The sequence below is a fragment of the Pontibacter arcticus genome, assembly GCF_003284895.1.
Lineage (GTDB): Bacteria > Bacteroidota > Bacteroidia > Cytophagales > Hymenobacteraceae > Pontibacter > Pontibacter arcticus.
Window position 1 is genome coordinate 409774 of record NZ_QMDV01000002.1, and the last position, 26137, is coordinate 435910.

A 26137-nucleotide genomic window follows, 5' to 3' on the forward strand; every position below is an offset into this window, starting at 1 on the left:
GAGTGCTTAGAAATTAACGCGGATGCCGGTATACTTTAGAATGAGTTTCTGAAACCAGGCATTCATTTCGGGGAAAATTTTTAAGCCGATCATCAGGCCGCCGTAAATGAGCACAATCATCAGCGAGCGCACTGCCATGTCCACGTACCTGTTCCAGACAAAAGGCAGCAGGGAAGAAGCACCAAGCGCCACAGCGGCAATAACCAGTATACTTACCGTGCTCCAGGCAAACGGCTGAATCTTGTAAAGCCACTGTACCATAAATAAGCGCAGAAAATTAATCGTCATGTAGGATAACATGGAGGCAAATGCAGCGCCGTTGATGCCGTACAGCGGAATAAAGTAATAATTGGTGCCAATGGTAAGTATGGCCAGGCTGATGTTGAAAAGCAGGTCCCAGCGGTATTTATCGGAAGTGGCCAGTATAATACCGTTCAGGCCGGTTGCCAGATCCACCAAACGCGCCATCGCCAAAAACAAAACCACGTAGCGGCCGTCGCGGTAGCTTTCCGGCATAAAGGAATACAGGCTGTCGAGGTTCGCCCAGATGCCTACAAATAACAGCAGACCGATGATCAGGTTGATAACCGTAGTTTGTTTGTACAGCCCTTCCATGCCGGCCATGTCCTTATCTTTCCAGTAATCGGCCACCTGCGGAAAAGCGATCTTGAAAATAGCCAGACCAGGCGTGATGATGGCGCTCGTCATGAAAAAAGCAGTGGTGTAAATGGCGTTATCGCTGAGGCTGTACGAGCTGATCATGATCTGATCGATGTTCTTGATGAGCGTCACCGAAATATTGCCCATGAACGTGAACAGGCCGTAATACAGCATTTCCTTGATCGGGAAATTCCGCAAGCCCTTAAACGAAGGCCATATAAATAACTGCTTCAACCACAAAGTATAAAGTATCAGTACCAGCGCCAGGGCCGAGTTTATACCAATGTACAACAGCACAAACGTATGGAAGGGCATGCCACCGAACGCATAAGCTGTTATAAGCAGGGTAATAAGAATCCGCTGCAGGAAATCCTGAGCGAAGGAGGAAACAATCGTTTTATAAAGCGAACGCAGGTAGGCCGTGAAAAGCATGAATACCAGCGTGAAAAAAGAAAGCGGGATCAGGTAATAAAAGTAATCGGCTATCAGTGGCGACTCTTGGTAATAATCTAGCACCAGCGGTTTGCCCAGCAGGAACAGCAACGTAATGACTGTAAAACCAAGTATAGGCACAGCCAGCAGCAGAAACAGGAAGCCGTGGTGTTGTTTTTCTTTGTCGCGGAAGTAAGGGAAGTAGCGGCCGCTCATGTTCACAAAGCCCAGCGCCGAAAACTGCGCAAACATGGTTGCAATCGAAATCAGCAGACGCGTCAGGCCTACCTGTTCTTCATCCAGAAAATTAGGGAAAAGCAGTACCGTATTAACGTACCCGATCAGGATGCCGCCATAAGATATTACCGTGTTCCAGATGCCTTCGCGGCGTAATTTACTCATGTGCTGGGTGTGAGAACTGCAAAGGTAGCATAAACGGCCGGATGCTAAAGTTCCAGAAACTGTTCCAGATGCTGCAAGGCCAGTTGCCCGCTTTTTCCGTCGTATGGTATGCCCACAGTGGCGTTATAATATTGCGCGCGCAAGTATACTTCAGGGGTTTGTTGCTGGTTTTCTTGAATCAATTTAACTAATGAAGGATGATCCGGTGCGGTATCAACCAATCCGTTCCGGATGAAGCCGTAATAATCTGCCAGGTTTTCAGAAGGATTCATGTTATAGAAAATAGCCCATACGTTCAGCAAAACCGCCTCCAGGTGTATGCCCGAATTTCCGCTGATCAGCACATCCAGCTCTTTCAGAAAATCAAACGTTTGTACTAAGCGGCTATCAGAAATTTCTACAGTTGTATTATTATGTAAATCAGTTTTGAAATTGCGACTGTCGCGTGGGTGGGGGCGAAGTATGATTCTCAGTTCAGGGAATGCCTGGGAAAGTTTTGTAACCAGATGCGTTATCTCAGCAGTTTCGTCCATCAGGTTGCAGGCTAGCCCAATGGTGGTTACAGACCGCTGCGGTTTCCGGAAAGGTACAAACGCATCTGCTTTCGGCATTCCAATCAATTCAACTTTACCAGGTACAGGGCCGCATTGTTTATACTTTTCCAGCGCATCCTGGCCTTCCAACAGATTCAGATCGAATGCCAAAGGCGGGAAAATAGGGCTTACGCTGGCATGCTGCACATAAACCGTTTTGATGCCGAGCTGTTTGGCTGCCAAAAGCATAGCGCGCGCATCAGCATTATGGTCGTTGGCAAAAACAATACAGCTGGGTTTATACTTCTGAAGCTGGTGCAGGTATACTTCGTAAAAACCGACGGCGTCGTAAAGCACATCGTAAAACCTAATAGCCTGTTTTTTCCTGTTTTGAAGAAAGTATAGAAGCAGCGGAAAGAACTTGTAATAGTAAAGCAGTTTACGCCGGAGTGAAAGGCGGTTTACCATTTTGTTATACTTTCCGATGTCCTTGCTTTGCCCTGCTACGAACGCAGCATCAGATAAATTATTCTGTATAAAACTCAGGCTATCAATATTATTCTGGCTTACCACATAAAGCCATACTTTACCATGCAGATTTTCGGTTTGCTTAACGCCAGAAAAGATATTCCCAACCAGTCGCAGCAACGTATAACCCAGCAATTTAGCTAACCGCAGAAAAGGATTAGTTGGAGATACGGCATTTTTCGCACTTTCCGGTAGGGCATAAAACCCATCTGAAAAGTGCATGTACAGAATGTTTTTGTAAATGCTGATCCACTCCCTCATTTCTTACACCATGTCCCAGGTAATAGGCGTTCCGGCTTTGATTGGTTGCGCGGCAGGTTTTCCCAACAGCGCGTCGTAGTGTTTGGGAGCCAAGCCAAGTCCTGGCCTGATCACGCGGATATTTTCTTTGGTGAGCAGCTCGCCGGCAACAATATCTTTGGCCGCATACACCGACCGCTTGAACAGGCGGCTCTTTTCTTCGGCGCGCTGCACACCATACTGCACCTGCCCCAACGAGAGCCATGCCCGCTCTGATTCTATCACCAAGGCATTCAACTCTTCCGGCTCCAACGAAAAAGCCGAATCCACACCGCCGTCTGCCCGGCGCAGGGTAAAGTGCTTCTCTACCACCGTCGCGCCCAGCGCTACAGCGGCCACCGCAGCGCCTATGCCCATGGTATGATCCGATAAGCCGACCTGCACATTAAACAGCTGGCTCATATGCGGAATGGTGGCAATGTTGGTATTTTTCGGGGTGGAAGGATAGGTGCTGGTGCATTTCAAAAGTATGAGCTGCTCACATCCTGCCTGACGCAACACCCGAACAGCTTCGTCAATCTCAGAAAGGGTAGCGGCGCCGGTACTCATGATAACAGGTTTGTCGGTAGCTGCTACTTTGCGCAAGAGCGGGTGGTCAGTATTTTCAAATGAGGCGATCTTATGCACCGGTGCGCCTAGTTCCTCCAGAAAATCAACAGCAGTCTCATCAAAAGGCGACGAAAAAGCGATCATACCACGCTGTTTGGCGCGCTCGAACAAAGGCTGATGCCAGTCCCAGGGGGTATAGGCTTCTTTATAAAGATCATATAGTTCGCGGCCTTCCCAGAGTGAATTCTTGTCTTCGATCGTGAAAGCCCCGGGTAAGGTCATGGTGTCGGCGGTGTAGGTTTGCAGTTTGATGGCATCTGCTCCTGCATCAGCAGCGGCATCTACGATGGCGAGCGCCCGCTCCAGCGACTGGTTGTGGTTGCCCGACATTTCGGCAATAATAAATGGCTTATGGCTGCGGCCAACCAGGCGACCGGCAATGTTTATATCAGGTACGTTCATTTGTTCATTTCAAGTATAAAACGATGTGCTGTCGGGTAGTGGTCATCCGGAGTGCCGTAAGTGAAACCGGCTTTCTCAAATGCCCGCACCGAAGCGATGTTGTCCGGCTGCACCAGGCCTTCTATTAACCTTACCTCCGGCATCTGCCCCAATAGCTTTTTAACACCTTTTTGTAGTACAGTATGGCCTAGTCCTTTTCCTCTAAACTCTTTGGCTATCAGATAACTAATGGTAGCGGTTTGTTGCGTTACTTCAAACCGGATGTGGGCAGCGGGCTGGGTAGCAATTTCAGCTATGTATAGTTTTGCTGCTTTGTCTTGGAGTCTGGAAGTAAGCCAGCGGGTATGATTTTCTAGCGTGATCGGATCCGGGTTAAAGGAATGAGCGCGTACTTCCGGATCATTGGCCCAATCCAGCAACAAAAGCAGATCGTCTGAAGTTACGTCCCGCAGTTTAAGTTTCTGAGCCAGCTGAAGATTCCTAAACACTGACCGAAAGCGTTCATGGGATTTCCCATCAAAATAAGCTCGTTGCAGCTTCACTTTCTCCTCAAAATGTTGCGGATCAAATGCGATTGCTGCATCCCGGTAAGGCGAAGCAAGTCCGGTTTCGATCAGAAAGTTATATAAGCCTGCCTGGTTTTCTGCAGTTTGTTTGATATACAGGATTCCGCCTATCGCAGCATACTCATAAGCTACACCACTTGCAGATGTTACGGCCACCGGGCAAGCTTGCATCAATTGTGCCATCGCTTCTGCATCCAGATTCTGGTGCAGTTTACAGGCAGGCTGCTGCTTTATAAACTGCTTTAATTCAGATAGATGCCTGTAAGCGCTGCCCACAACAATTTCGAGTGATGTTATACTTTTGTTTTTAGAAAGCTCCTGGGCGATAGCTAAAGTATGATTTTCAGGATCGGCACCGCCTAAATTCAGTAATACTTTCTGTTTTTTATCACTTGAAAACCTGCTTTCAGATTTGGCTGCTTTCAGAAAAGGAGGACGGAGCAACGCATACTTCGGACCAAGTAACAACTTAGTATGAGGCGCTGTTTTATACTTTGCTGCTTGCAAGCCACCAGCCATATTTACGACCACATCTGCAACAAAAGGATAAGCGTGTATATCATCGATGCAAACAAGGCTGCAGCCGCTCGCTTTCAGGTTTTGCTGATAAGTAGTGTTAAAGTGATACCCATCCAGTACCACAATTTCTTCTTCGGATACATAAGCGCTGAGTTCATGTACAAACCGATCTTCTTCGGGAGAAGTAGCGGGGAGCAGAATCGAACCGTGGCAAACTGCTTTGATCTGTTGCTGCAGGTTTTCGTCGGGGGCCTGGATGGCAAAAATGCACTCAAATTCCTCGCGTAGCATTGCAGCCAGTGCCAACGAACGCACCACGTGGCCCAAGCCAATGCGGCTGTTGCCATCTGCCCTGAAAATGATGCGGGATTTTTGTGCCACTATTTATACATTACTAGGTAGAAGTTTATACTTGATCTCGGCCATTTCCCAGTCGGTGAGCGTGTCGATGTCCTGCACCTGCAGTTCGCTGAGCTCTACTGCACCGGTATTATCAGTAAACAAAGCCTGCTTTTGCATGAAGGAATCTACCCGGAAAAAATAAAACTGACCGGCATCGTGGTAAGCGGACGGCAGATCCTGCGAGCGGCTGCTTACGTGTTCGGGCCAGTTCATACTTGCCTTTCCCTCTTCCAGTTTCAGGCTGCGCCAGATGGGGTAGCTATACTTTAAAACCGGGATAACCGTGTCGTAATCTTTATTGGTAAGCAATTCGAAAGCTTTCTGCAACGATGCTGCCTGGAGCAAAGGAGCTGTCGGGTAAATGCAGCAGGCTACTTCATACTTATAGCCTAGTTGTTTATACTTTTCCAGAACTTCTGAAAGCACGGCCGCAGTTGTGGCAAAATCATCTGAGGTTGCAGGACTGCGCATGAAGGGCACACTCGCACCATACTTCCGGGCCAAGGCTGCAATTTCTTCATCATCCGTCGAGACCATTACCTCATCAAACAAGCCCGAATCCAGCGCTGCTTTGATGGAATACGCGATGATGGGCTGACCGCAAAAGTCTTTTATATTCTTGCGCGGGATGCGTTTGCTACCTCCCCGGGCCGGTATAATGGCAAGCCGCTTCACTTCACAAATTCCTTTACCTTGGCGATTACAAATTCCTGTTCTTCAGAAGTTAATGTCGGGTACATAGGCAAGCTCAGGCACTGGCTGTAATATAATTCTGCTTCCGGGAAATCTCCTTTTTTATAACCCAGATTACGGTAATAGGGCATGGTGTGCGCCGGAATGTAATGCACCTGGGCAAAGATATTGTGCTCCCGCAGGAAGTCGTAAAGTCCTTTGCGGTCCTGTACTTTGATCACGTAGAGATGATAGGCATGGCCGGTTTCTCCATCACTGCTTAGCGCCGCTGCATCTGTTCCGAGTACTTCTATACCTTCATAATTCCGGAAGGCTTCGTCATACTGAAGGGCAATTTGCTTTCTGCGGGCCAGGCCTTCGTCAGCACGGCTCAGTTGCGAAAGCCCCAGTGCGCATAGCATATCCGGGATGCGGTAGTTATAACCCAGTTCCTGCATTTCCATGTACCAGCCGCCGTGGTTTTCTTCCAGCAGGGCAGGGTCGCGGGTAATGCCGTGGGTGCGCAGTTTCAAAAGTTCCTGGTACAGCTTTTCATCATTGGTCGTGATCATGCCGCCTTCACCGGTGGCAATGTGCTTCACGGGGTGGAACGAGAAAATCGCCAGATCAGCGTAAGCGCCATTGCCGCATAATTGTTTATTACCTTTACTATCGGTAAAATAACCGCCGGGCGCGTGACAGGCATCTTCAATGATCCACAAGCCAAACTCATCAGCCAGCTTCCGGAAATCCTCTAAATTGACTGGTGCGCCCGCAAAATCTACAGGAATGAGGCCATGGTAATATCCTTTTGGCTTACTTTCGAGCATAGCGCGTACGTTGGCTACATCCAGTAAAGCGGTTTTAGGGTCTATATCAGCAAACTCGACTGTGCCACCGCAGTAGCGTATGCAGTTGGCTGAAGCCACAAACGTAATAGGCGTGGTGATGACACGCGTTTCTTCGTTCACGCCCAAAGCCAAAGCGCACAAGTGTAAGGCAGCCGTTCCGTTACTAACTGCTACGGCATACTTGGCACCTACATAGCGGGCAAAAGCCTGTTCGAACTCGGCCACCTTTGGCCCTTGCGTCAGGAAATCGGATTGCAGGGTTTCCACCACAGCGGCTATATCGGCTTCTGTGATGTGCTGCCTGCCGTACGGTATTGGAGTTTTGAGTTCTGAGTTCTGAGTCATGCGTTAAACTAAAGTATAAACTTAGCTTACAACTGAAAAATTCGGGTCTACGTGCTGGCGGATCTGCTCGCGCAATTGGTCCACAGAAAGCCACTCGGAATTGGTGCCGGAGTTGTATTTAAAACCGATCTCGACCATCTTGCCTTCGTGGGCTTTCAGGAAATCTTCTGTAGACCAGGTAGGCGTGGAAGGAAGGATCACGTAATACTTGTCAAGTTCTACCGTATTCAGCGAGTCGGTTTCGGTGATCATTTCTTCGTGCAGTTTTTCTCCGGGACGGATGCCTACAATTTCCTGCTCGCAGTCCGGAGCGATAGCCTCGGCAATATCGGTGATCACGTAAGAAGGAATCTTCGGTACAAAAATTTCGCCGCCCCAATGGTGCTCCAGCGCATGGAAAACCAACTCTACGCCTTCTTCCAGCGAAATATTAAAGCGCGTCATTTGCGGGTGGGTGATCGGCAATACGCCTTCGTGGCGTTTCTTCAAAAAGAACGGAACCACCGAGCCGCGCGAACCGATCACGTTGCCGTAACGCACCACCGAGAAGCGAATATCGCGCTTGCCTTTCATGTTATTAGCAGCTACAAACAGTTTATCAGAGCACAATTTGGTGGCACCGTACAGGTTGATAGGGGCAGCCGCTTTATCCGTGGAAAGGGCTACCACTTCTTTTACACCACAATCAAGGGCGGCATTTACGATGTTTTCAGCGCCCAGGATATTGGTTTTGATGCACTCCATCGGGTTATACTCGGCAGCGGGCACCTGTTTCATGGCAGCAGCGTGTACGATAATGTCGATGCCTTCGCAGGCGCGCTTGAAACGGTCGCCGTCGCGCACATCGCCGATAAAATAACGGATGGATTTATACTTTTCGTGCGGGAACGTCTGGGCCATTTCGAACTGCTTCAGCTCGTCGCGTGAGTAAATTACGAGGCGTTTTACATCCGGAAAACGGGCGTATACCATCTCTACAAACTTCTTTCCGAACGAACCCGTACCGCCCGTTACCAATATCGACTTATGGTTAAGATCTAATGCCATGCTGTTTTATACTTTATACTTCAGGCCGTGCGGTGCCGCCAGCTTTAGGCTGCAAGATACTTGTTTTTTGATACAAGAAATAGCGCTAAACTTACAAGGCATTAAGTTTAGAAATGGCAAATGAAGCATCTTCCTGTGCAGCGTGTTTTTAAAGTATGAAAGTGTAAGTTTTAAGGGCCCGAATTCAGATTATTTGTACCTTTCCGGTTGTACTGCTCCCTTTTATGCTGAAAAATTTACTGTTCAAGCTTTTATATAGTGCCGGGTATTATTTCCGGTATACTTCTGTTTTGCATCATCCTGCCAAAAAAACAATGGCAACTGCGCAGGTGATAACTTTTACCGAAGCTGAAAAAGCATTCCTGGAAAAATCGGCTCAGAGCTTTAATTATAGTATAGATTATGCGCTGGGTTACCGCCAGAAAGAGCAATACCTGGTCCCGTTGCGCATGGTAACTATACTTGGAAACTCGGGTGCCGTTGTGCTAGATGGAAAGCTGGTCGTTGAATCTGTTTTTGATGTGAGCCGGTTAGCTAAATCGCCGGCCTTTAAGACGCCAGCGTTGCTGCTGCCCAAGTATAAAAAAGGCCTTAATACGTCGGTGTTGCATTTGCCTTGGGCTGCCAACAACAACTACCACTGGTTTTTCGATTGCCTGCCGCGTTTATACTTTGTTTTGCAAACCGAAAAGCGCCCTTTTAACATTATCATGCGCCGCGACCTGCCGGCTTACCAGCACGAAACGCTTCAGTTTATACTTCAGCAGCATCCGCAAGCATGCGTTGTTTACATCGGCAACCATGAAAAGTGGGAGGTAGAAGAGTTTATACTTCCGGGTTTTGTAGCGAGTGCCCAGAGCGGCTACTTACCTGCTGAAATTGGTACATGGCTGCGACAGCAAGTATGGCAAGGCTACCAGGTACAGCAAAGGACACCAAAAAAGCGCATTTACATTAGCCGCAGTGGTGCTAAAACACGACGTGTATTAAACGAAGCTGCGTTATTGCCGCTGCTTGCCAAGTATAACATTGAGACTGTACAGGCCGAAAAGTTGAGTTACGCAGAGCAAGTGCAGCTATTTTATACTTCTGAACTGGTTATGGCTCCGCATGGCGCCGGCTTAACTAACCTGTTGTTTGCCGAACAATGCAAAGTGCTGGAGTTTCATCCGTCCAACCAAATTAAAACGCATTATTTCCTGCTCAGCAAAGGGCTTGGGTTCGATTATGCAGCCGTTATTGGTTCGGAAGGAGATCAGCAGGAAAATTATACAGTTGATGTCGCGGAAGTAGAAGCGTGGTTGGAAGCTAAATTTAGTTAAATGAACAACTATTTTAGCTCAGTTTTTGGCTTTATAGGGCTTATGACTTCATTTTAATTTAATATATTTATTTTTATATATTTTATAGAAATTTAGGCTTAGACTTACGCTTAAAACCATACATTTGTCAATATTGTAGTTCCATTTAAAGAAATACTATAAAATCTTTGATAGTCGCTTTCTTTATTTTAGCAAACTGCAGCGCTATAATACTCCTGGGTGGAAATTTAAATTTGACAAAATATAAAATCTAATATGGCTCGTAACCTACTTCTGGCTATTGCTTTCTTCATATCGTGCAGCATCTCAATTAGTGCGCAGCAATTAAACAGTCCGCAGTTGGATAGTCTGGTTAAGGCGTATGTTGCTGTTAACAAATTTAATGGTACTGCCCTGGTAATTAAAGATGGAAAAAAAGTACATCATAGAAACTATGGCTACCAGCACGCCGCATTTAAAAAAGAGTTTACCAAAAACAATATTTTCTCAATCGGATCGCTAACCAAATCCTTCACGGCGCTGGTTGTATTAAAACTGGCAGAAGAAAATAAACTGTCTATACAAGATCCTGTAAGCAAGTATCTGCCCGACTATCCCAGGGGAAATGACATACAGCTAAAACATCTGCTCTCCAATACAAGCGACATTTACGAGATCTTCAGAAACCCAAAATTCAGTTCTCAGTTATCCTCCGTCCATACTTTCAGCAATGAAGAAAAATTGGCTTTCTTCAAAAATGAACCATTGGATTTTGAACCAGGCACCCAGTTTAGCTACTGCAATTCAGGTTTTATCTTACTGGGAATTATTATAGAAAAAGTAACCGGCATTCCGTATTCTGATGCGGTGAACAACTATATCTTCAAGCCGCTGAAAATGACCAATAGTGGCTTTGACTTTCCTAACCTGGAAAACAAGCGTAAGGTCACGTCTTACTCTTTTGTATCAGCTACAAAGCAAGCTGAAACCAAGCCCTGGAACGCCAGTCTTATTTCATCAACCGGTGGGTTGTATAGCTCAGCAGAGGATCTTCTAAAGTTCTATAAAGGGCTTACTACCTTTAAGATCATCTCTAAACAATCCTATGATTCTGCTACAACACCCGTTTTAGGTGGCTATGGTTATGGCTGGTACATTGATAAAATTCATGATGAAAAAGTTATCAATCATGGTGGAAACGTGGAAGGAGCGACCAGCTACTTTTTAATGCAACCGGAGAAGAATATTTGTATTATACTTTTAAATAATATTACTTCAATCTCTCTTGAAAAACTAGGCAACACCCTGTATGCCGCTTTGCAAAACAAGCCTTACAGCCTTCCTAAGCCGAATATAGAAATTAGCTTGGAAGATCGTATACTTAAAAAGTATACGGGAACCTTTGAGGTTTCCGAAACTTATAAAGTAGAAATCTCGGCTGAGGCAGGTAGGCTCTTTATGAAGGTAAATACTGAAGACAGAATACCTATGTCAGCAGAAAGCGAGCAGGTTTTCTTTACAAATGAAGCAGATATTGTACTTGAGTTTATTTCTGAGAATGAAAAGGTAGTTCAGTTAAAGATCAGGCAGGGATTAGGAACAAAAGTAGCAGATAAAATAGGGTAGATGCTGGTCAGGATCGTTTTGCAAATACATTCTTCGTGATTTAGATATTCCGTATTCTGAAACTATTGACTTTTCTTCTTTATACAAGTTAGCAGAAGGAAAAACCAACAAAAAAGTGATTCCTTACTTTACCCAATCAGTTGCCTATGCAAAACCAGTTGCAATGGTTTCATCAGCTATAACCTGGGGGCTTAGTAGCCGGAATTTTCTTATCTCATAAGAATTGGGCAAGAGTGTTTGCTCAGATCTTGGCTGTGTTTTACCTGTTATTCTTTTGGTACCATATAATCCGTTTGACAATGGTGAATTTAGTGTAGAGCAATTTATCGGTATGCTGATATGGTCTGTTCCAACTATCTTCTTTATCGTGTATATAAACTCAGAAAAGGTAAAGAACCACCTTGCCTAACCACACCCATAAGGCAGCTAAATTGCTATATGGCCATTCCCGTTATACCAACGCTTGAATGAAAACGACTGTCTATTTTCTTACATATTTAGTAATAGTATTAGCGAGTTGTAAAACAACTGTACCGACCATTTCGAAAAGTTACAGCGAAGAAATTAATCCTGAGATAAAGGTAGAAGTACCAGAAGTGTATGAAGCATTGCAAATAGCCTTAAGTCTAACGGATACCTATCAAGCAGATCACAACCTGGTTAATAAAGCCACACCTTATTACAAGGAAGTAATTGGTCAGTTTGGCAACCATGCCCATCATCCGCTAGTATTAAAACTAAACAAAAAACTAAAGAAAGCCGGAGCATATAGCGAAGTAAATACCCTGATTCGGTTTCAGGCCTTAAATTATGATTTAGCAAACGGAAAGCTCGCAAAAAAGCATCGGTACAACATCCCCTTTATTTATAATGTAGCGCCTTATCCGTTGTTCCTTCTCCATAACAATAAGCGTTTGCTAAATTCTTTTGTGCAGCAAACCGCCTTTTCCAGCTTCTACAAGCAACACACAACTTACTACGATTCCCTTTTAGTCAGAAGCAGGCAGTTAAATGACTATGATGGGATGAAGCAATGGCTGGGGCGGGAGTTCCCGCAGGTGCAGAACGAGTCTTTTCTGGTTGTGTTTTCGCCGCTCACAGGAGGCTTACATAACATGAAGGAATTCAAAAGTAAAGACGGAAACCAAAAGCAAACCATACTTTTTGTAAGTGCCCCTAACTATGATACAGGTCCTTGGAAAGAATTGCCGGAACTTGAGAAATCTGCCTATGCATCGCGCATCGTTTTCACGGAAATTAACCACAGTTATGTAAACCCGGCCACTGCCCGGTATTTAGACCAGATAGAAGCAGCTATGGGAAACCTGAATGCCTGGAAAAATGAAAAAGTAACGGGTGGCTACAATTCTATCTCGCTCACATTTAACGAATACATGACGTGGGCTGTGTATACACTCTACGCTTACGATACCTTTCCGGAAGCTATTTTTGAGCGCGTAACAGAACGCCAAGTAGCGTTCATGGTTTCCAAAAAGGGATTCCCAAAGTTCAGGGAGTTTAACACTGAGTTGCTACGGCTTTACAGACAAAAGAAAGCAGCGCAGAGCGTAGCAGAACTTTATCCTGAAATCATCAGATGGATGCAAGCCAATAAAGCTACTGATCAGAATACAGTGCAGCCTTAACTTATACTTTATACTTATGATAAAAGTATAAACTACTTAACCAGCCTCTTTACAACACCTGCCAGTTCTTTCGTTAAGCCTTTGCGGGAGTAGCGCTCGTGGTTGATGAAAGGCAGATCGAGATTCGGGTTGATTTTCCAGGAGCGGCTCATCAGCTGCATGTGGTCGAGCATCAGTTCGTAGGCGGTATAATGGAACAGCCGGCCTGCGCCACATTCGTCAATAATGCGGTCAGTATCGGAGTGCACGGGGCCAAGCGCCACAATCGGTTTATTAGATGCCAAGTACTCGAACAACTTGCCCGGAACATTGGCATACACGCTCGGCACATCGGCAATGGCGAGTAACAGCATCGTACTTTCCATCATGTACTTAACGGCTTCCTGGTGCGGCACGTACGGTATAAATTCTGTCATGCCCAGCACACCCGCTTTCTCAATCCGCTCTTTAACGCCATCCGATACCTTGCCTACAAAACGCAGTTTATAGGTTATCTCGCTGTTAACCGAAGCTAAATGCGCCAGCACTTTCAGAAACACATCAATATTATAGGTCTCCGAAATAGTGCCTGTGTACGTGATCAAAAATGTATCCTGCGGCGGCTGAGACTGTACCTGAAAATCTTCGGCATCATACCCATTCGGAATCACATGAATTTTATCGGGGTCTATACTTACGGGTTTATTTAAGAACAGCCGTTTGGTATCTTCGCTGGTAACAATAATGGCATCGGCCTGCTGCAACACTTGCAATTCATACTTCTGATCGAGGCGTTTAGCTATTGGCGTGTGGTATAGCTGGTCGTAATAATGGATGTTCGTCCAGGGGTCGCGCAGGTCGGCAATCCAGGGCAGGTTATACTTCTTTTTTAACTTCAGGCCGATCAGCTGCGTGGAGTGCGGCGGACTGGACGTCAGGATAACCTGGTATTTTTTAGCATCCAGCAATTCGCTGGCTTTCTTTATAGCGTGCTTGTTCCAGCCAACGCGAGCATCAGGTATAAACAGGTTGCCGCGCAAAAACTTGAACACTTTATCGAGCAGCGAGTCTTTGGCCTGCTGGTTTACAAAACCGCCGTACGGTATCTCTTTTTTGCCTGAAAGCTTTTTATAATATTCAAATGGCTCCGAAGTAGCGGTTCTGTATACTTCCAAACCTTCGGGTATTTCCTTTTCGAAAGTTGGATCGAGCAGGGGGTAAGAGGCCTGTTTCGGGTCAACGGTCAGTACGCCTGCCTGCACGCCGTACACGGGCAAATACCGGCAGAATTTTAAACCACGTTGTACGCCCGGTCCGCCAGAAGGGGGCCAGTAATAAGAAATGTATAAGAGATTAGTCGTGTCGTAGTTTTCCAAGGATCGAGTTGCGGGTTTGCTTCCGTGTCAAATATAGAAATAAATCGTAAACTGAATAAGCTTTACGAAGTGTTACCGGACTAAGATTTTTAAGATTAAATGATTTCAGGATTAACTATTTTTTTGCTCAAGCTGTCAGTACAGCATAATCCATTATTCTATTATATAAACATGGAACCTTTAACTTCACGTAGAAAGGTCAAACCTAAAATCTTTTAATCAGAAAGTTTTAAGTCAGAATCCTTGCCCATCCTTTAATCTTAAGAATCCTAGTCATTATTTACGGAGATTTGTTTATTTTTGTAGGTAAACCCAGAAAAAGAGATGTTTGATAATTTAAGTAACAAGTTAGACCGCGCTTTTAAAACCCTTAAAGGCCAGGGGAGCATTACCGAAATTAACGTTGCACAAACTGTAAAAGAGGTGCGCCGTGCCCTTGTTGATGCCGACGTAAACTATAAAGTTGCCAAATCTGTAACCGATAAGATCAAAGACGAGGCCATGGGCCGCGACGTACTGATTGCAGTATCTCCGGGACAGCTGATGGTGAAGATTGTCTACGAAGAACTGACCCAGCTGATGGGCGGCGAGAAGCAGGATATCAACTTGAAAGGTGATCCGGCTATTATCCTGATTGCTGGTTTGCAGGGTTCCGGTAAAACAACGTTCACGGGCAAGCTGGCTTCTTATCTTAAAAAGCAAAACCGCAACATACTGGTAGCTGCCTGCGACGTGTACCGTCCGGCTGCGATAACCCAGCTGCAAGTTTTGGGCGAGCAGGTTGGCGTGGAAGTATACAGCGAACTGGAAAACAAAAACCCGGTTCAGATTGCACTGAATGCCGTTGAGTACGCTAAGAAAAATAACAAGAAAGTAGTCATCATCGATACCGCCGGTCGTTTGGCCGTGGACGAGGCGATGATGAAAGAAATAGCTGAAGTTAAAGCTGCAATCAAGCCAACGGAAACCCTGTTTGTGGTAGATGCCATGACGGGACAGGATGCTGTAAATACAGCTAAAACCTTTAACGAGCGCATTAACTTCGATGGCGTTGTCCTGACAAAACTGGATGGCGACTCGCGTGGTGGTGCGGCCCTTTCGATCCGTTCTGTTGTAGAAAAGCCAATCAAGTTTATCTCGACCGGCGAGAAAATGGAAGCCCTTGACCTGTTCTACCCGGACAGGATGGCCCAGCGTATTCTGGGTATGGGTGACGTAATCTCGTTAGTAGAGCGTGCCCAGCAGGCCTTTGATGAAGACGAGGCCAAACGTATTAATAAGAAAATACGCAAAAACCAGTTTAACTTCGATGACTTCCTGACGCAGCTGGAGCAGATCAAGAAAATGGGGGATATCAAAGACCTTGTTGGCATGATACCGGGCGTTGGCAAGGCATTAAAAGATGTGGAGATTGATGATAACGCGTTTAAGCCGATCGAAGCGATCATAAAATCCATGACGGCCGCTGAGCGCGAAAACCCGGATATGATCAACGGTAGCCGCCGTGCCCGTATTGCCAAAGGTTCCGGAACCGATATCACGCAGGTAAACAACCTGATGAAGCAGTTTAACGACATGCGCAAAATGATGCGCTCCATGAACAAGATGGCGGGCCAGCGTGGTGGTTTAAGCAACCTTGCCAAAATGATCAAGAAATAAGTAAATTGATATTACATAAAGAGAAAGGCCATACTTTAAAGTATGGCCTTTCTCTTTTACCAGGTTTATACTTCCGTACAAAGTATAAACAGCAAAGTATAAATTACTTATGTAGTACGTTTTACGTGGAGTTGCAATAGTTTGTAAAGGTCTTCGGGCTCGAACGGTTTGGAAAGATATGCATCGGCCCCAACAGACAGGCATTTAGCCGTTTCGCCGGGTGTATGGGCCGTTAGCGCAATAATCGGAATGGAGGAGATGGAAGTATCGGAAGCTCTGATCCTGGTTATCGTTTCATAGCCTCCCATTTCCGGCATCTGGATATCCATCAGCACCACATCATATGTATGCTGGCTCAGGTGTTCTAAAGCAAGCAGGCCATTCTCCACTGTATCAACCGTAAAATTCCAGCTTTCCAGAATCGTATTGATCAGGAATTGGTTTATTTCATTGTCTTCTGCCAGGAGAACACGCAGGTTACCTAGCTCATTTTTCGAAACATCGTTGGGTTGTGCCGGATTGTGTAAAGACGATTCCATGATCAAGTTGTTAGTAGGGGTTGCATGCCGCTGGTTAAGGAACAGCACTAAATAGCTCGAATAACAAGTATAGTAAAGTGTGAATAAAGTGATTTTTTCTGAATATAAAGCCAGATACTTTTAAAAATCGGCCAATACGTTAACAATAGAACTATGCGTGTGCTTTATCCTATAGTCAATCAACTTTATATTCAAAAGTCTTCTAAGCCGCTCACTAAAAAGTGTAATTTAATTGGATAGTAATGTTGCTTTGCCAGCTACTTAAAATTAAATAGCTTATACTCCACTTGTGCGTTTTTAATGCATACTCGGAATATAAGCTATTACTTTATCGGGTGCTTTTGATCTGGTAAATACCTGATTGTATATGAATTTCCTGTAAAAAACTTGCTTATAACAATTTGTACGTGAGGCGCTTAAATTGGTTTATACTTTTAAAGAATAGTACTAAGTTGCTAAAAATCTCGTTTTAAAGTATGAAAAATGGGTTAATCTAAATGGATAGTGGCCCGTATGAATTATTTTGAAACAAAAGAAAAACCAATGAGACGAACATCAAAATTCAGTATGTTGCTTTTATTTTTTGCCTTGATGGTGCTGGGTAGCTGTTCTACTACCAAAGAGTCGGACCCGTTGGTGCAGGACGAACTTAAAGACTTCCGGGATTGGGTAAATACACAAACAAATACTGTAGCCGAAAGAACCTCACAGGACTGGAAAAGGTCGAAAGAAGATTTCCAGATGCGGACTGCCGAACTGGACCATAAGCAGGAAAATTTTTCTGAAGAAGTGCGCGAGGAATACCAAACCCTGAAAGACAACTTTAACAGATTAGCTGAAAAAGAAGCGTCACGCCCTGCACAGGAAGCCGCTTTACCGGAATGGGAAGAACGCCTGCTGAGTACTTATTCCGATTACAGCACTATCACAAAGCAAAATGTGCGCGATGTGTATATTTATTTTATGGAGAATGTCCGCACCCAGCATACCAACTGGTCGAATGACGACTGGGACATGGCCAAGCTTGTTTTAGAAAAATTAAATACCCGCAAAGATGCAATAGACGATGGCCTGGAAACAGATGCTGAAGTAAAAATTAAGGCCCTGGAAATGGAATTCAGGACACTGGAAAACGGTGCTGACCTCAGTGGTAATTAATTGATGATCTGGCTCTGTGTTTTGCTATAATAAAGTATAAAGTGCCTTTAGTTCTTATACAAGGCTAAAAAAACATCAAACGGGAACTAAGTTCCGAGGGGTTGCTCTTAAAAGCACAAAGTTGCTGCCTGCCGGTATTTACACAAGCAGAGCAGCAACTTTGTGTTTATAGCTATAATCAACTCTTTATAGGAGTGGCTTTTTGTTAAAGTATAAACCAGTACGGGACAGCTACCGGTTTATACTTTCAGATCAGTTGGCGGCATACATGCCCGATACGTTATCCATGTATTTTTGTCCGGAGCCTGTATTCAGCAGAAGGATATGCTCATTTGGTGAAATAAAATTGCTGTTAATTAATTTGCGGGCAGCCATCCAGACGGCAGCACCTTCCGGAGCTACAAACAAACCCTCGCGACTGCCTAATTCCTGCATGCCTTCAATCATTTCGGCTTCTGTTATACTAATAGCCGTACCACCCGACTCAGACAAAACACGCAGCATCATCTGTTCCCCTATCGGACGGGGCACAGCCAGCCCGTTTGCAATCGTCGCTTTACCGTTGTATTGTTGCGCATTCAGTTGTCTGCCTTCCAGCGTTTCAACGAGCGGGCAGCAATTGGCAGCTTGTACTGCTACCATGCGGGGCAGTTTTATACTTTCAGGCAGCCAGCCCATTTCCTGCAGTTCTCCGAAAGCTTTCCAGATTCCGATCAGGCCTGTTCCGCCACCGGCCGGGTAAAGTATAACGTCCGGTAGTTGCCAGTTAAGTTGTTCGGCAATCTCGTACCCCATTGTTTTTTTACCTTCCAGGCGATACGGCTCTTTTAACGTAGACACATCCAGCAAGTGCCCATCCGCATTTAGTTGTTTTGCAAAAGCGGCACAGTCGTTTATCAGGCCATCCAATAAATGCAGTTCGGCTCCGTACCATAAACATTCTTCCTGAAAAGCTTTAGGGGTATGGCGCGGCATCACAACCACGGCCCGCATACCGGCTTTAGCGCAATAGGCAGCCATGGCCACACCTGCATTGCCGGCAGTCGGAATTATACAGCCTTCCGTCCCGAATTCTTTAGCTTTGGAAATTGCCATACTTAACCCACGCGCTTTAAATGAGCCGGTTGGGTTAAGCGATTCGTCCTTTAACTGCAGGTTAGACAGGTTATACTTCTGGGCCAGGTTGCTGAGGCTAAGGATGGGAGTGAAGCCCTCGCCAAGCGAAACTTTATGCTTGTTGCTGAATAGAGGTAGTAACTCCTGGTAGCGCCACATGGTAGCTTCGCGTTGCTGCAGCATTTCTTTTGTTAAAGGAATACTTTGCAGGTCGTAGGTGGCGGCTAGAGGCAAGTGGCAGCAAACCGATAACGTATGTGCTTCGTGTGCAGTATACGTTGTGCCGCAATTAGAACAGGCAAGCCCGTTTATGTTGGTAAGGGGTGATGTCAGCGTTTCCATATAAAAATTGTCTACGGCAAATAGGGCAACTGTTATGAGGAAACAAAATAGCAAAACGGAATAGGCTATTCCAGTTTGGAATACTGACGCTTGGTAAATTGAATGAAAGATTTGTACGGCAGGTTGTTTTCGGTGCCCTTGCGTTGAATGAAATTAAAGGTGCGCTTCACTGTCAGGTCCTGTATGGCAACTTCAACCAGTTCACCGGATTCCAGTTCTTTGCGCACCGACTGGCGTGGCAGAAATGAAAGACAGGTGTCCACCCGCACAAAGTTCTTCAGCGCTTCGGTGCCGCCCAACCGTATTTTAATAGGCAAATCGGCCAGCTTGATATTTTTTTTAGCAAGTGCTTCGTCTAAAACAGCCAGCGTACCGGAGCCTTGTTCGCGCAACGCAAGCGGAATATCGTAAAGGTCTTTGAGTTCGAGTTGCTGTTTTTTTAACGGGTTTTTAGAAGAGCAGACAGCAATCACATCATCCGTCAGGAAAGGGCTGTAAGTAACGTTACTCACTTTGTTAATGCCTTCCACAATGCCTAAATCAATTTCATGGTCGAGGAGGGCTTTGAGTATATTTTCTGAGTTACGGTTTTTAAGCGTGAAATGCACATGCGGGTTTTGCTGCAGATAAGCCGATAACACCGGCGGAAGTATGTAGAGCGAAATAGTTGTACTTGCACCAACTACCATCTGTACCTGCGGCGTAAACGATGTGTTTATTACCTGTATTTCCTGGTAAAGCTCTTGTTGCAGTTGCTTGGCTACCAGTAACTTATTGAAAAGTAATTTGCCTGCCTGCGTTAAGTTTATACTATTTCCCAGGCGCTCAAACAGGCCGGTCTTGTAAAATTCTTCGAGGGCTTTAATTTGCTTGCTGATAGCCGACTGGCTGATAAACAAGGTATGGCTGGCCTTGGAAAAACTGAGCAAACGGGCAACCTCAAAAAAGATTTCGTGCTTGTGCGATAGCATTTAAATAAAGCGTTAGCCGTTTTTTGGAATTAAGGCATTTACCTGCGGCATGTGGTGGTCAAAATGATCCTGCAGAAAAGTAAGGGTTTGGTTAATGGTAAGCATGCCCACTCTTGGGTGTCTGAAAATGGCTTTATCTAATACCTGAGCAGGCAGATCGGTGAGCATATCCTCTAACTGATACCGTACCTCATTCCATTTCTGCCGGAGCGTTTGCAGATCTTCTCCATAAGAAGCCAAAGTAGCAATACTGGACGGAGCCTTAAACTTCATCCCCGATTTTAAAGCCAGTTTTAAAAGTATCGTATAAAGTTCGCTGGAAAAAGATGCGGCCTTTAACTCATTTTCTTTTTTTACTTTGTGTTGAATGTAACTTAGCGTCAGTTCATCTACTTGGATCAAGTGGGCAATGATTTCCATAACCGACCATTTGCCTTCTGTTGGTTGTGCGGTCAGTATGGCTTCATCGTACACCTCCAGTTTATCAAGCAGCCGGTTTCTGGATTTTTCAAGTTGCAGATATTTTGCTTCGAGTCTGGGGTTCATAAACAGTGTAAGTTGGTTGTATAAAACGGTACTCATAAGCTAAACTTATACTTTGGGGTATGTTAAAGCTACATAAAAATATTGTGAAAACAAGTTATTGTATTCTGTTTTAAGCACTGCATTACTATAGGTAAGGTAGGTATGCAGGGTATACCGGCAAGTATCTATTTCTTTCAATAGAAGTATATATTATTTAGCTTAATTTTGAGTTGAAATCTGCTTAAAAGCCTAAAATATGTTAGCAAACGACCCAATCGGAACTGCCTTATCTGATTACCTGAAAGAAAAACAGGAAACAGAGATCATCGTTGAAAGTAATCTGACGGAAGATGATGTTATTCCGGTGCCTTACCTTTTCCGTTCCGAAGCCGAAATGCCAGAACTGGAGTTGCTGGCTTTGGATGAATGCCGGGGGAAGATACTGGATGTAGGAGCAGGTTCCGGATGCCACGCACTTGCCCTTCAGAAACGTAAAAAAGAAGTAACTGCACTGGATATTTCGGAAGGAGCCATACAAGTGATGCAGCAACAGGGTGTAAAACAGGTGCTGCACAAAAATATTTACGACCTTACCGATGGCAAGTATGATACACTCTTATTACTGATGAATGGCATTGGTATAGCCGGCACGTTGTTCGGATTGGACAGATTACTGACGCATGCCAAATCTATATTGAAGCCCGGCGGACAAATTTTGCTGGAATCGGCGGATATACTGTATATGTTTGAAGACGAGGACGGCTCTGTTTTACTTGACCTCAACGCGGGCTATTATGGTGAAGTAAAGTATAATATGAAGTATAAAACACACGAAAGCGGCTGGTTTAACTGGCTTTTTATCGATGCTGCCATCCTTCAGGATTATGCTAGCAAACACGGTTATGAGTTTGAAGTACTGTACGAAGGCGAAAACGGGAATTACCTGGCCAGACTTACCTTGACTAAGTAAATCTTTAATTTACAAGGTATAAAAAGTAAAAGGCGGCCCGGTTATGAGTCGCCTTTTACTTTTTATAGAACTAAAGCAATTATGCTTTTTTGTACATCACTTGTTTTACGGCTTCGATGGTACGGGCAACGTTTGGCAACGAAGCCTCGATCAGCGTTGGTGCATACGGAAGCGGCACATCGCGGCAGGTTACACGCTTAACCGGCGCATCCATATAATCAAAAGCGTTGCTCTGGATATGGTAAGCAAGCTCAGCAGAAATTGAGGCAAGCGGCCAGGCTTCTTCCACTACTACCATGCGGTTCGTTTTCTTAACAGACTCTACCAGCGTTTTGTAATCGATAGGGCGAACAGTACGCAGATCAATTACTTCGGCGTTGATACCGTCTTTAGCCAGTTCTTCGGCAGCTGCCAGAACAACTTTCATCATCTTACCGAAAGATACAATGGTAACATCCGTTCCTTCGCGCTTGATATCAGCTACGCCAATTGGAATCAGGTATTCTTCTTCAGGCACTTCGCCTTTGTCGCCGTACATCTGCTCTGATTCCATGAAAATAACAGGATCGTTATCGCGGATAGCAGATTTTAACAGGCCTTTCGCATCATAAGGGTTAGATGGAACTACTACTTTTAAGCCTGGCGTGTTGGCATACCAGTTCTCGAAGTTCTGGGAGTGCTGCGAAGATAACATACCTGCACTGCCTGTAGGGCCTCTGAAAACCATTGGCGCACTGTACTGGCCACCAGACATGGACATTACTTTGGCAGCAGAGTTAATCACCTGGTCAATAGCAACCAGTGAGAAGTTGAAGGTCATAAACTCGATGATCGGGCGTAAACCATTCATGGCAGCGCCAACACCAATACCGGCAAAGCCAAGTTCTGCAATCGGTGTATCGATCACGCGTTCTGCACCAAATTCATCCAGCATACCCTGGCTTACTTTGTAAGCGCCATTGTATTCTGCCACTTCTTCGCCCATCAGAAACACGCTTTTATCGCGGCGCATTTCTTCTGACATCGCTTCGCGCAGGGCTTCTCTAAACTGTATACTTCGCATATAACTATTTATCTCGATTCAGAAGGTAAAATTAAGAGAACTCCGGCAATTTACAAGATTTATAGCGCACGATTACCGAATCAACGCATCCTCGAAAGCCGGTTTTCCTTTGTAGGTCCTGAACTCGAGATCGTTGATGGCTTTCTGGACAAATGTATTATCGGCTTTTATAGCTTTTCGCAGGCTGCTTTCCAGTAAAGCTGCATCATTGGTGTGTGCACCTAGCACAGCAATGGAGTAGTTGGCCAGCGCATCATTTGGTTTTAATTCCAGTGCTTTCCCGTAATAGGCCAGCGCACCCTCGTAATTTTCTTTCAGCAAATAGCTTAAGCCCAGGTTCATGTTGGTCTGGTAACTGTTGCCGGCATATCGCAGACTGGCAATTGCATCATCATACTGGCCGATCTCAATTTCAAGGGCAGCTTTATCCGCGAACGTGCGTTGCAACATTTCCGGCTCGCCCCCTAACCGCAGGGCATAATCATAGTATTGTAAGGCTTCCAGCATTTCGCCGCGAATGTGGTAGGCGCTGGCCAGGCTATAGTAGACAGGCACTGTCGGGTTCCGGAAACCGGCAAAGGTCAGGTTATGGATGGCGCGCGTCAGTAACTCCTGTTTTGCTTTGGGTCTGTATTCTTTGCGTGCCATTTCCATGTAAACAGTGCCCAGGTTATAGTAAGCGGCCCATTTGTCGGTGGTTTTTACAGCTGCCTCGTACAGCTTGCGTTTCTCATTTAATAACGGGGTAAGCGTAGCAGCGTACTGCAGTTCGTCTTCGGTCAGTACGTCGGAGTCGGCTTTCTCTTCTGCAATGCGGCGGGCCAGCAAGTATAACTCGTAATCCGATTTGCGGTTGCGGTTATAATTGATCTCGATGTAGGCAGCGCGCATGCCAGGGTATACATAGTTTTCGAGGTACTCGGCAGCGGCCACTGTTTTAAGCGCAGCTGTTTTCTGAGCGTTATTTTTATCACTTTCAAGTATAGCTACAATCTCCTGCACATCTTTTTTAGGCAAGGCGGTCGCTTTTAACTTCCGGATGAGAATTTCGTCTGCTTTTTCCTGAGTAGGCTGGGTGGTAACGTTTACTTTTTTGCCTGAATAATCTAAAACATTTACGCGGTCGCGGTAATATTGTGCTACTGCCGTGGCGCGTTTCTCGGCCATGTTGGTGCCTGCTTCATCCGGCGATTGGCTACCTGAAACTTTTACTGTTTGCGAGGCTACATTATCCAGGAAATACTGCTCGAGCGTTTGCAGTTTAGAACCGGCATAATTCTGAAGCTTCGCCTGGTTTTCTTCGAAGTAAAAAGTAAGTACAGCAGGTTTGTTTGCCCCTTCGGAGTAGGTTTCAGGTATAAAACTGAAATCGTTGTTGCGTACCAGCAGCAGGGGAGTTGTGTTCAGTCCGATGGCTACTTGTTTTGGCTTACCATACTTTGTTTCGCCGCCTTTTTTAGCAATGGCAAGGCCCTGCACCATCAATTTGCCGTTTTGCTTCTCTGGTAAATACGGGAAAGTAAATACTTTGCTGATGGTAGGCTTTTCCTTTTCAAACAAAAACTCACCGAATTCAAAATTGAGCGAACCCAGGTTTTCACGCTTCTCGTCGTTGTTGTACAAATAAAACACATCCACTTTATAGCGTTGTTTGTCGCGCACGAGGCTGTTTGGTATTTGTCCTTTCAGCTCAAAAGTGATATTTTGGCCATTTGCAACTAGCGGGGAAGGCTCAACAGTTATGATTTGGTTTTTTTCAGCTTGCCGTACCATGCGTTGCAAGGTACAACCGCTGCTAAAAATGCTGCCAACTATTAGCGTAAAAACTAGCTTGTTTGTTTGATTTGTAAGAAATTGCATATCCAGTTGTGAGCCCCGTACGTAAAAGGTATAACAAAAACCACTTTAAAGCGTTATGGCTCTGCTATTTTCTGTTGTAAATTTTGATGGAATCGGTTTTAAAAATACTTTTAAGTTAACTTAACCAGGACAAATGAAAAGGCTCCAGTACTTTATCGAAACCCAGGCTTTTGGTGTATGTGCCATGCTGGGCGAGAAGCTCGGGATTGCCTCGAGCAGCATCCGACTATCTTTTATTTATCTTTCATTTTTAACCATTGGCTCCCCTGTCATCATTTACCTGATGCTTGCCTTCTGGATTAACATGCAGAAAAGCCTGCGCCGCGAACGCAATACAGTCTGGGATTTATAACTCCTGCACGGTTGTTTTCTGGCGCACGAAATACTCCCAAACAATACACCCCCTGAATACACCCGGCATCTCCGGGAAATTGCTTTTATATTGTTGTTCTTTACGCTTCAGCTTCCAGTAAGCGCGTTGCTGCCATACTTCGCGGTGGGCACTCATCACAGCTTTTGCATCCTGTTGCTGGCCGGCAACCAGCATTCTTAAAGCAGCCACCCAGTCAAGTATAATTCTGACCGCCATGGTACTATAAAATGTGTTAGCTGGCAAATTTTTATAAAGCAACGCTAAACCATTCCGGAAATTGAGAAACGTTTTCCTGGGGTTTGATTTGTGCAGGGTTCCGCCACCCACATGATATACTTCGCAGTGGCCGTTATACATTACCTTGTAGCCTGCATTTTTAACTCGCCAGCAAAAGTCGATTTCTTCCATGTGGGCAAAAAAGGCAGGTTCGAGGCCACTCAGCGCATGGTATACTTCAGATCGCACGACCATACAGGCGCCAGTCGCCCAGAAAATTTCCAGCACATCGTTGTACTGGCCCGTATCAGCTTCCAGGGTTTCGAATAAACGGCCGCGGCAATAGGGGTAACCAAACTGATCAATCAAACCGCCAGCCGCGCCGGCATATTCCAGAAACTGCGGGTGCTGCTGTGCTTTGATCTTGGGCTGGCAAACGGCTATACTTTTATCGGCGTGCATCAGATCCAAAATAGGAGCTAACCACCCCGGCGTAACGGCCACATCCGAATTAAGCAAAACGTAATATTCAGCTTCTACTTGCTGCAAAGCCAGGTTATAGCCTTCGCAAAAACCATAGTTCTGCGCATGGCAGATCAGCCGTACCTCCGGGAAATGCTCTTTTAAGAAAACAACCGAAGTATCAGTAGAAGCATTATCCGCTACAATTACTTCGTGGCCCAGGCTATGCGCTAAAACCGTTGGTAAAAACTCCTGTAAGAACCGCAGCCCGTTCCAGTTAAGTATAACAATGGCTGTATGACCTGGTTTATAAGCCAAAGTTGCCAAGGTCTAAGCCCGGGATGTTTGGTAGTAAGCCTTCGGTATGCTTTTTTAATTCCTGTTGTGCTCTTTCGCCGGCAGTAAGCATGGCATTATTCACGGCAGCAACTACCAGGTCGTTTACCATGTCGCGGTCGTTGGTATTCAGGATAGATTCGTCGATCTCTATTTTGAGGAGCTTTTTCTGGCCGTTTACCGTTGCTTTTACCAGCCCAGCACCCGACTCGGCGGTTACGGTTATGTGTTGAAGATTATCCTGGGCTTCTTTCAGTTTTGCCTGAACTTCTTTCATCTTGCCCATCATGCCTAACATATCAAACATAGTTTTCTCTTTTAAGATTGATGTTCCGGAAAGCACATCTGCGC

The 26137-nt window shown here is 45.4% G+C and carries 23 protein-coding genes; 7 read left to right on the forward strand and 16 right to left on the reverse strand.

What is annotated here, in order from left to right; all coding sequences use genetic code 11:
• Positions 1-6: 6 nt before the first annotated feature.
• From DP923_RS06915 to pseB, 7 genes are read right to left on the reverse strand one after another with little or no spacing between them, the layout of a single operon-like run.
• A complete protein-coding gene (locus DP923_RS06915; protein ID WP_112305116.1) occupies positions 7-1494 on the reverse strand; it encodes an oligosaccharide flippase family protein in 1488 nt (495 codons plus the stop codon).
• Between the two features lie 44 nt (positions 1495-1538).
• Positions 1539-2777: a hypothetical protein gene (locus DP923_RS06920; RefSeq protein ID WP_239020959.1), complete on the reverse strand. Its 1239-nt coding sequence runs from the start codon at positions 2775-2777 to the stop codon at positions 1539-1541.
• A 42-nt stretch (positions 2778-2819) separates the two neighbouring features.
• Positions 2820-3866: a pseudaminic acid synthase gene (pseI, locus tag DP923_RS06925; RefSeq protein ID WP_112305118.1), complete on the reverse strand. Its 1047-nt coding sequence runs from the start codon at positions 3864-3866 to the stop codon at positions 2820-2822.
• Positions 3863-5332 carry a UDP-2,4-diacetamido-2,4,6-trideoxy-beta-L-altropyranose hydrolase gene (gene pseG, locus DP923_RS06930; protein ID WP_112305119.1) on the reverse strand — a complete coding sequence of 490 codons (1470 nt, stop codon included), beginning with the start codon at positions 5330-5332 and terminating at the stop codon, positions 3863-3865. The genes pseI and pseG overlap by 4 nt, the downstream gene beginning before the upstream one ends.
• Before the next feature lie 3 nt (positions 5333-5335).
• The gene (pseF, locus tag DP923_RS06935) at positions 5336-6028 is read right to left on the reverse strand and encodes a pseudaminic acid cytidylyltransferase (RefSeq protein ID WP_112305120.1); all 693 of its coding nucleotides are present in this window, start codon (positions 6026-6028) and stop codon (positions 5336-5338) included.
• A complete protein-coding gene (pseC, locus tag DP923_RS06940; RefSeq protein WP_112305121.1) occupies positions 6025-7221 on the reverse strand; it encodes a UDP-4-amino-4,6-dideoxy-N-acetyl-beta-L-altrosamine transaminase in 1197 nt (398 codons plus the stop codon). Before pseC ends, pseF begins: the two co-directional genes overlap by 4 nt.
• Before the next feature lie 21 nt (positions 7222-7242).
• Positions 7243-8268, reverse strand: coding sequence for a UDP-N-acetylglucosamine 4,6-dehydratase (inverting) (pseB, locus tag DP923_RS06945; RefSeq protein ID WP_112305122.1), 1026 nt, complete (start codon positions 8266-8268; stop codon positions 7243-7245).
• A gap of 224 nt (positions 8269-8492) precedes the next feature.
• Between pseB and DP923_RS06950 the strand changes: the two genes are divergently transcribed.
• The 3 genes from DP923_RS06950 (at position 8493) to DP923_RS06960 (ending at position 12841) form a co-directional block, all read left to right on the forward strand.
• On the forward strand, positions 8493-9590 hold the full coding sequence (locus tag DP923_RS06950) for a glycosyltransferase family 61 protein (protein WP_112305123.1): 1098 nt from the start codon (positions 8493-8495) through the stop codon (positions 9588-9590).
• Between the two features lie 255 nt (positions 9591-9845).
• Positions 9846-11195, forward strand: coding sequence for a serine hydrolase (locus tag DP923_RS06955; protein ID WP_112305124.1), 1350 nt, complete (start codon positions 9846-9848; stop codon positions 11193-11195).
• A 467-nt stretch (positions 11196-11662) separates the two neighbouring features.
• Positions 11663-12841: a DUF4932 domain-containing protein gene (locus DP923_RS06960; protein WP_112305125.1), complete on the forward strand. Its 1179-nt coding sequence runs from the start codon at positions 11663-11665 to the stop codon at positions 12839-12841.
• Between the two features lie 32 nt (positions 12842-12873).
• Here DP923_RS06960 and DP923_RS06965 read toward each other — a convergent pair whose 3' ends face one another.
• Positions 12874-14196, reverse strand: a complete 1323-nt coding sequence (locus DP923_RS06965; RefSeq protein WP_112305126.1) for a glycosyltransferase family 4 protein — start codon at positions 14194-14196, stop codon at positions 12874-12876.
• Positions 14197-14520: 324 nt separating this feature from the next.
• Between DP923_RS06965 and ffh the strand changes: the two genes are divergently transcribed.
• Positions 14521-15855 (forward strand): signal recognition particle protein, encoded by a 1335-nt coding sequence (gene ffh / locus DP923_RS06970; RefSeq protein ID WP_112305127.1) that lies wholly within the window; start codon positions 14521-14523, stop codon positions 15853-15855.
• Between the two features lie 107 nt (positions 15856-15962).
• On the opposite strand, the gene DP923_RS06975 is transcribed toward ffh, so the two are convergent.
• Positions 15963-16394 (reverse strand): response regulator, encoded by a 432-nt coding sequence (locus tag DP923_RS06975; protein WP_125047664.1) that lies wholly within the window; start codon positions 16392-16394, stop codon positions 15963-15965.
• A gap of 543 nt (positions 16395-16937) precedes the next feature.
• On the opposite strand from DP923_RS06975, the gene DP923_RS06980 reads away from it, so the two are divergent.
• The gene (locus tag DP923_RS06980) at positions 16938-17552 is read left to right on the forward strand and encodes a hypothetical protein (protein ID WP_125047666.1); all 615 of its coding nucleotides are present in this window, start codon (positions 16938-16940) and stop codon (positions 17550-17552) included.
• Positions 17553-17804: 252 nt separating this feature from the next.
• Here the strand turns inward: DP923_RS06980 and DP923_RS06985 are convergent, their stop codons facing one another.
• The 3 genes from DP923_RS06985 to DP923_RS06995 all read right to left on the reverse strand — a co-directional run bounded on the left by DP923_RS06985 (position 17805) and on the right by DP923_RS06995 (position 20527).
• A complete protein-coding gene (locus DP923_RS06985; RefSeq protein WP_112305130.1) occupies positions 17805-19010 on the reverse strand; it encodes a threonine synthase in 1206 nt (401 codons plus the stop codon).
• A gap of 65 nt (positions 19011-19075) precedes the next feature.
• Positions 19076-19981 (reverse strand): LysR family transcriptional regulator, encoded by a 906-nt coding sequence (locus DP923_RS06990; RefSeq protein ID WP_112305131.1) that lies wholly within the window; start codon positions 19979-19981, stop codon positions 19076-19078.
• Positions 19982-19993: 12 nt separating this feature from the next.
• Complete coding sequence (locus DP923_RS06995) at positions 19994-20527, reverse strand: DinB family protein (protein ID WP_112305606.1); 534 nt, start codon at positions 20525-20527, stop codon at positions 19994-19996.
• Between the two features lie 235 nt (positions 20528-20762).
• On the opposite strand from DP923_RS06995, the gene DP923_RS07000 reads away from it, so the two are divergent.
• The gene (locus DP923_RS07000) at positions 20763-21476 is read left to right on the forward strand and encodes a class I SAM-dependent methyltransferase (protein WP_112305132.1); all 714 of its coding nucleotides are present in this window, start codon (positions 20763-20765) and stop codon (positions 21474-21476) included.
• A gap of 79 nt (positions 21477-21555) precedes the next feature.
• Here the strand turns inward: DP923_RS07000 and DP923_RS07005 are convergent, their stop codons facing one another.
• Both DP923_RS07005 and DP923_RS07010 read right to left on the reverse strand, forming a co-directional pair.
• Positions 21556-22539 (reverse strand): pyruvate dehydrogenase complex E1 component subunit beta, encoded by a 984-nt coding sequence (locus DP923_RS07005; RefSeq protein ID WP_112305133.1) that lies wholly within the window; start codon positions 22537-22539, stop codon positions 21556-21558.
• A gap of 72 nt (positions 22540-22611) precedes the next feature.
• On the reverse strand, positions 22612-24312 hold the full coding sequence (locus DP923_RS07010; protein ID WP_165838159.1) for a tetratricopeptide repeat protein: 1701 nt from the start codon (positions 24310-24312) through the stop codon (positions 22612-22614).
• A gap of 220 nt (positions 24313-24532) precedes the next feature.
• Between DP923_RS07010 and DP923_RS07015 the strand changes: the two genes are divergently transcribed.
• Positions 24533-24751, forward strand: coding sequence for a PspC domain-containing protein (locus tag DP923_RS07015; protein WP_112305135.1), 219 nt, complete (start codon positions 24533-24535; stop codon positions 24749-24751).
• On the opposite strand, the gene DP923_RS07020 is transcribed toward DP923_RS07015, so the two are convergent.
• Positions 24746-25768 carry a glycosyltransferase family 2 protein gene (locus DP923_RS07020; protein WP_239020960.1) on the reverse strand — a complete coding sequence of 341 codons (1023 nt, stop codon included), beginning with the start codon at positions 25766-25768 and terminating at the stop codon, positions 24746-24748. The genes DP923_RS07015 and DP923_RS07020 overlap by 6 nt on opposite strands.
• Entirely contained in the window at positions 25758-26093 is a 336-nt protein-coding gene (locus tag DP923_RS07025) for a YbaB/EbfC family nucleoid-associated protein (RefSeq protein WP_112305608.1), read from the reverse strand. The genes DP923_RS07020 and DP923_RS07025 overlap by 11 nt, the downstream gene beginning before the upstream one ends.
• Positions 26094-26137: the final 44 nt, after the last annotated feature.

Coding starts and splice junctions, on each gene's coding strand:
- DP923_RS06915 (WP_112305116.1), bottom strand. CDS start 1,494: ATGAGTAAATTACGCCGCGAAGGCATCTGGAACACGGTAATATCTTAT.
- DP923_RS06920 (WP_239020959.1), bottom strand. CDS start 2,777: ATGCACTTTTCAGATGGGTTTTATGCCCTACCGGAAAGTGCGAAAAAT.
- pseI (WP_112305118.1), bottom strand. CDS start 3,866: ATGAACGTACCTGATATAAACATTGCCGGTCGCCTGGTTGGCCGCAGC.
- pseC (WP_112305121.1), bottom strand. CDS start 7,221: ATGACTCAGAACTCAGAACTCAAAACTCCAATACCGTACGGCAGGCAG.
- pseB (WP_112305122.1), bottom strand. CDS start 8,268: ATGGCATTAGATCTTAACCATAAGTCGATATTGGTAACGGGCGGTACG.
- DP923_RS06950 (WP_112305123.1), top strand. CDS start 8,493: ATGCTGAAAAATTTACTGTTCAAGCTTTTATATAGTGCCGGGTATTAT.
- DP923_RS06955 (WP_112305124.1), top strand. CDS start 9,846: ATGGCTCGTAACCTACTTCTGGCTATTGCTTTCTTCATATCGTGCAGC.
- DP923_RS06960 (WP_112305125.1), top strand. CDS start 11,663: ATGAAAACGACTGTCTATTTTCTTACATATTTAGTAATAGTATTAGCG.
- ffh (WP_112305127.1), top strand. CDS start 14,521: ATGTTTGATAATTTAAGTAACAAGTTAGACCGCGCTTTTAAAACCCTT.
- DP923_RS06975 (WP_125047664.1), bottom strand. CDS start 16,394: ATGGAATCGTCTTTACACAATCCGGCACAACCCAACGATGTTTCGAAA.
- DP923_RS06980 (WP_125047666.1), top strand. CDS start 16,938: ATGAGACGAACATCAAAATTCAGTATGTTGCTTTTATTTTTTGCCTTG.
- DP923_RS06985 (WP_112305130.1), bottom strand. CDS start 19,010: ATGGAAACGCTGACATCACCCCTTACCAACATAAACGGGCTTGCCTGT.
- DP923_RS06990 (WP_112305131.1), bottom strand. CDS start 19,981: ATGCTATCGCACAAGCACGAAATCTTTTTTGAGGTTGCCCGTTTGCTC.
- DP923_RS06995 (WP_112305606.1), bottom strand. CDS start 20,527: ATGAACCCCAGACTCGAAGCAAAATATCTGCAACTTGAAAAATCCAGA.
- DP923_RS07000 (WP_112305132.1), top strand. CDS start 20,763: ATGTTAGCAAACGACCCAATCGGAACTGCCTTATCTGATTACCTGAAA.
- DP923_RS07005 (WP_112305133.1), bottom strand. CDS start 22,539: ATGCGAAGTATACAGTTTAGAGAAGCCCTGCGCGAAGCGATGTCAGAA.
- DP923_RS07010 (WP_165838159.1), bottom strand. CDS start 24,312: ATGGTACGGCAAGCTGAAAAAAACCAAATCATAACTGTTGAGCCTTCC.
- DP923_RS07015 (WP_112305135.1), top strand. CDS start 24,533: ATGAAAAGGCTCCAGTACTTTATCGAAACCCAGGCTTTTGGTGTATGT.
- DP923_RS07025 (WP_112305608.1), bottom strand. CDS start 26,093: ATGTTTGATATGTTAGGCATGATGGGCAAGATGAAAGAAGTTCAGGCA.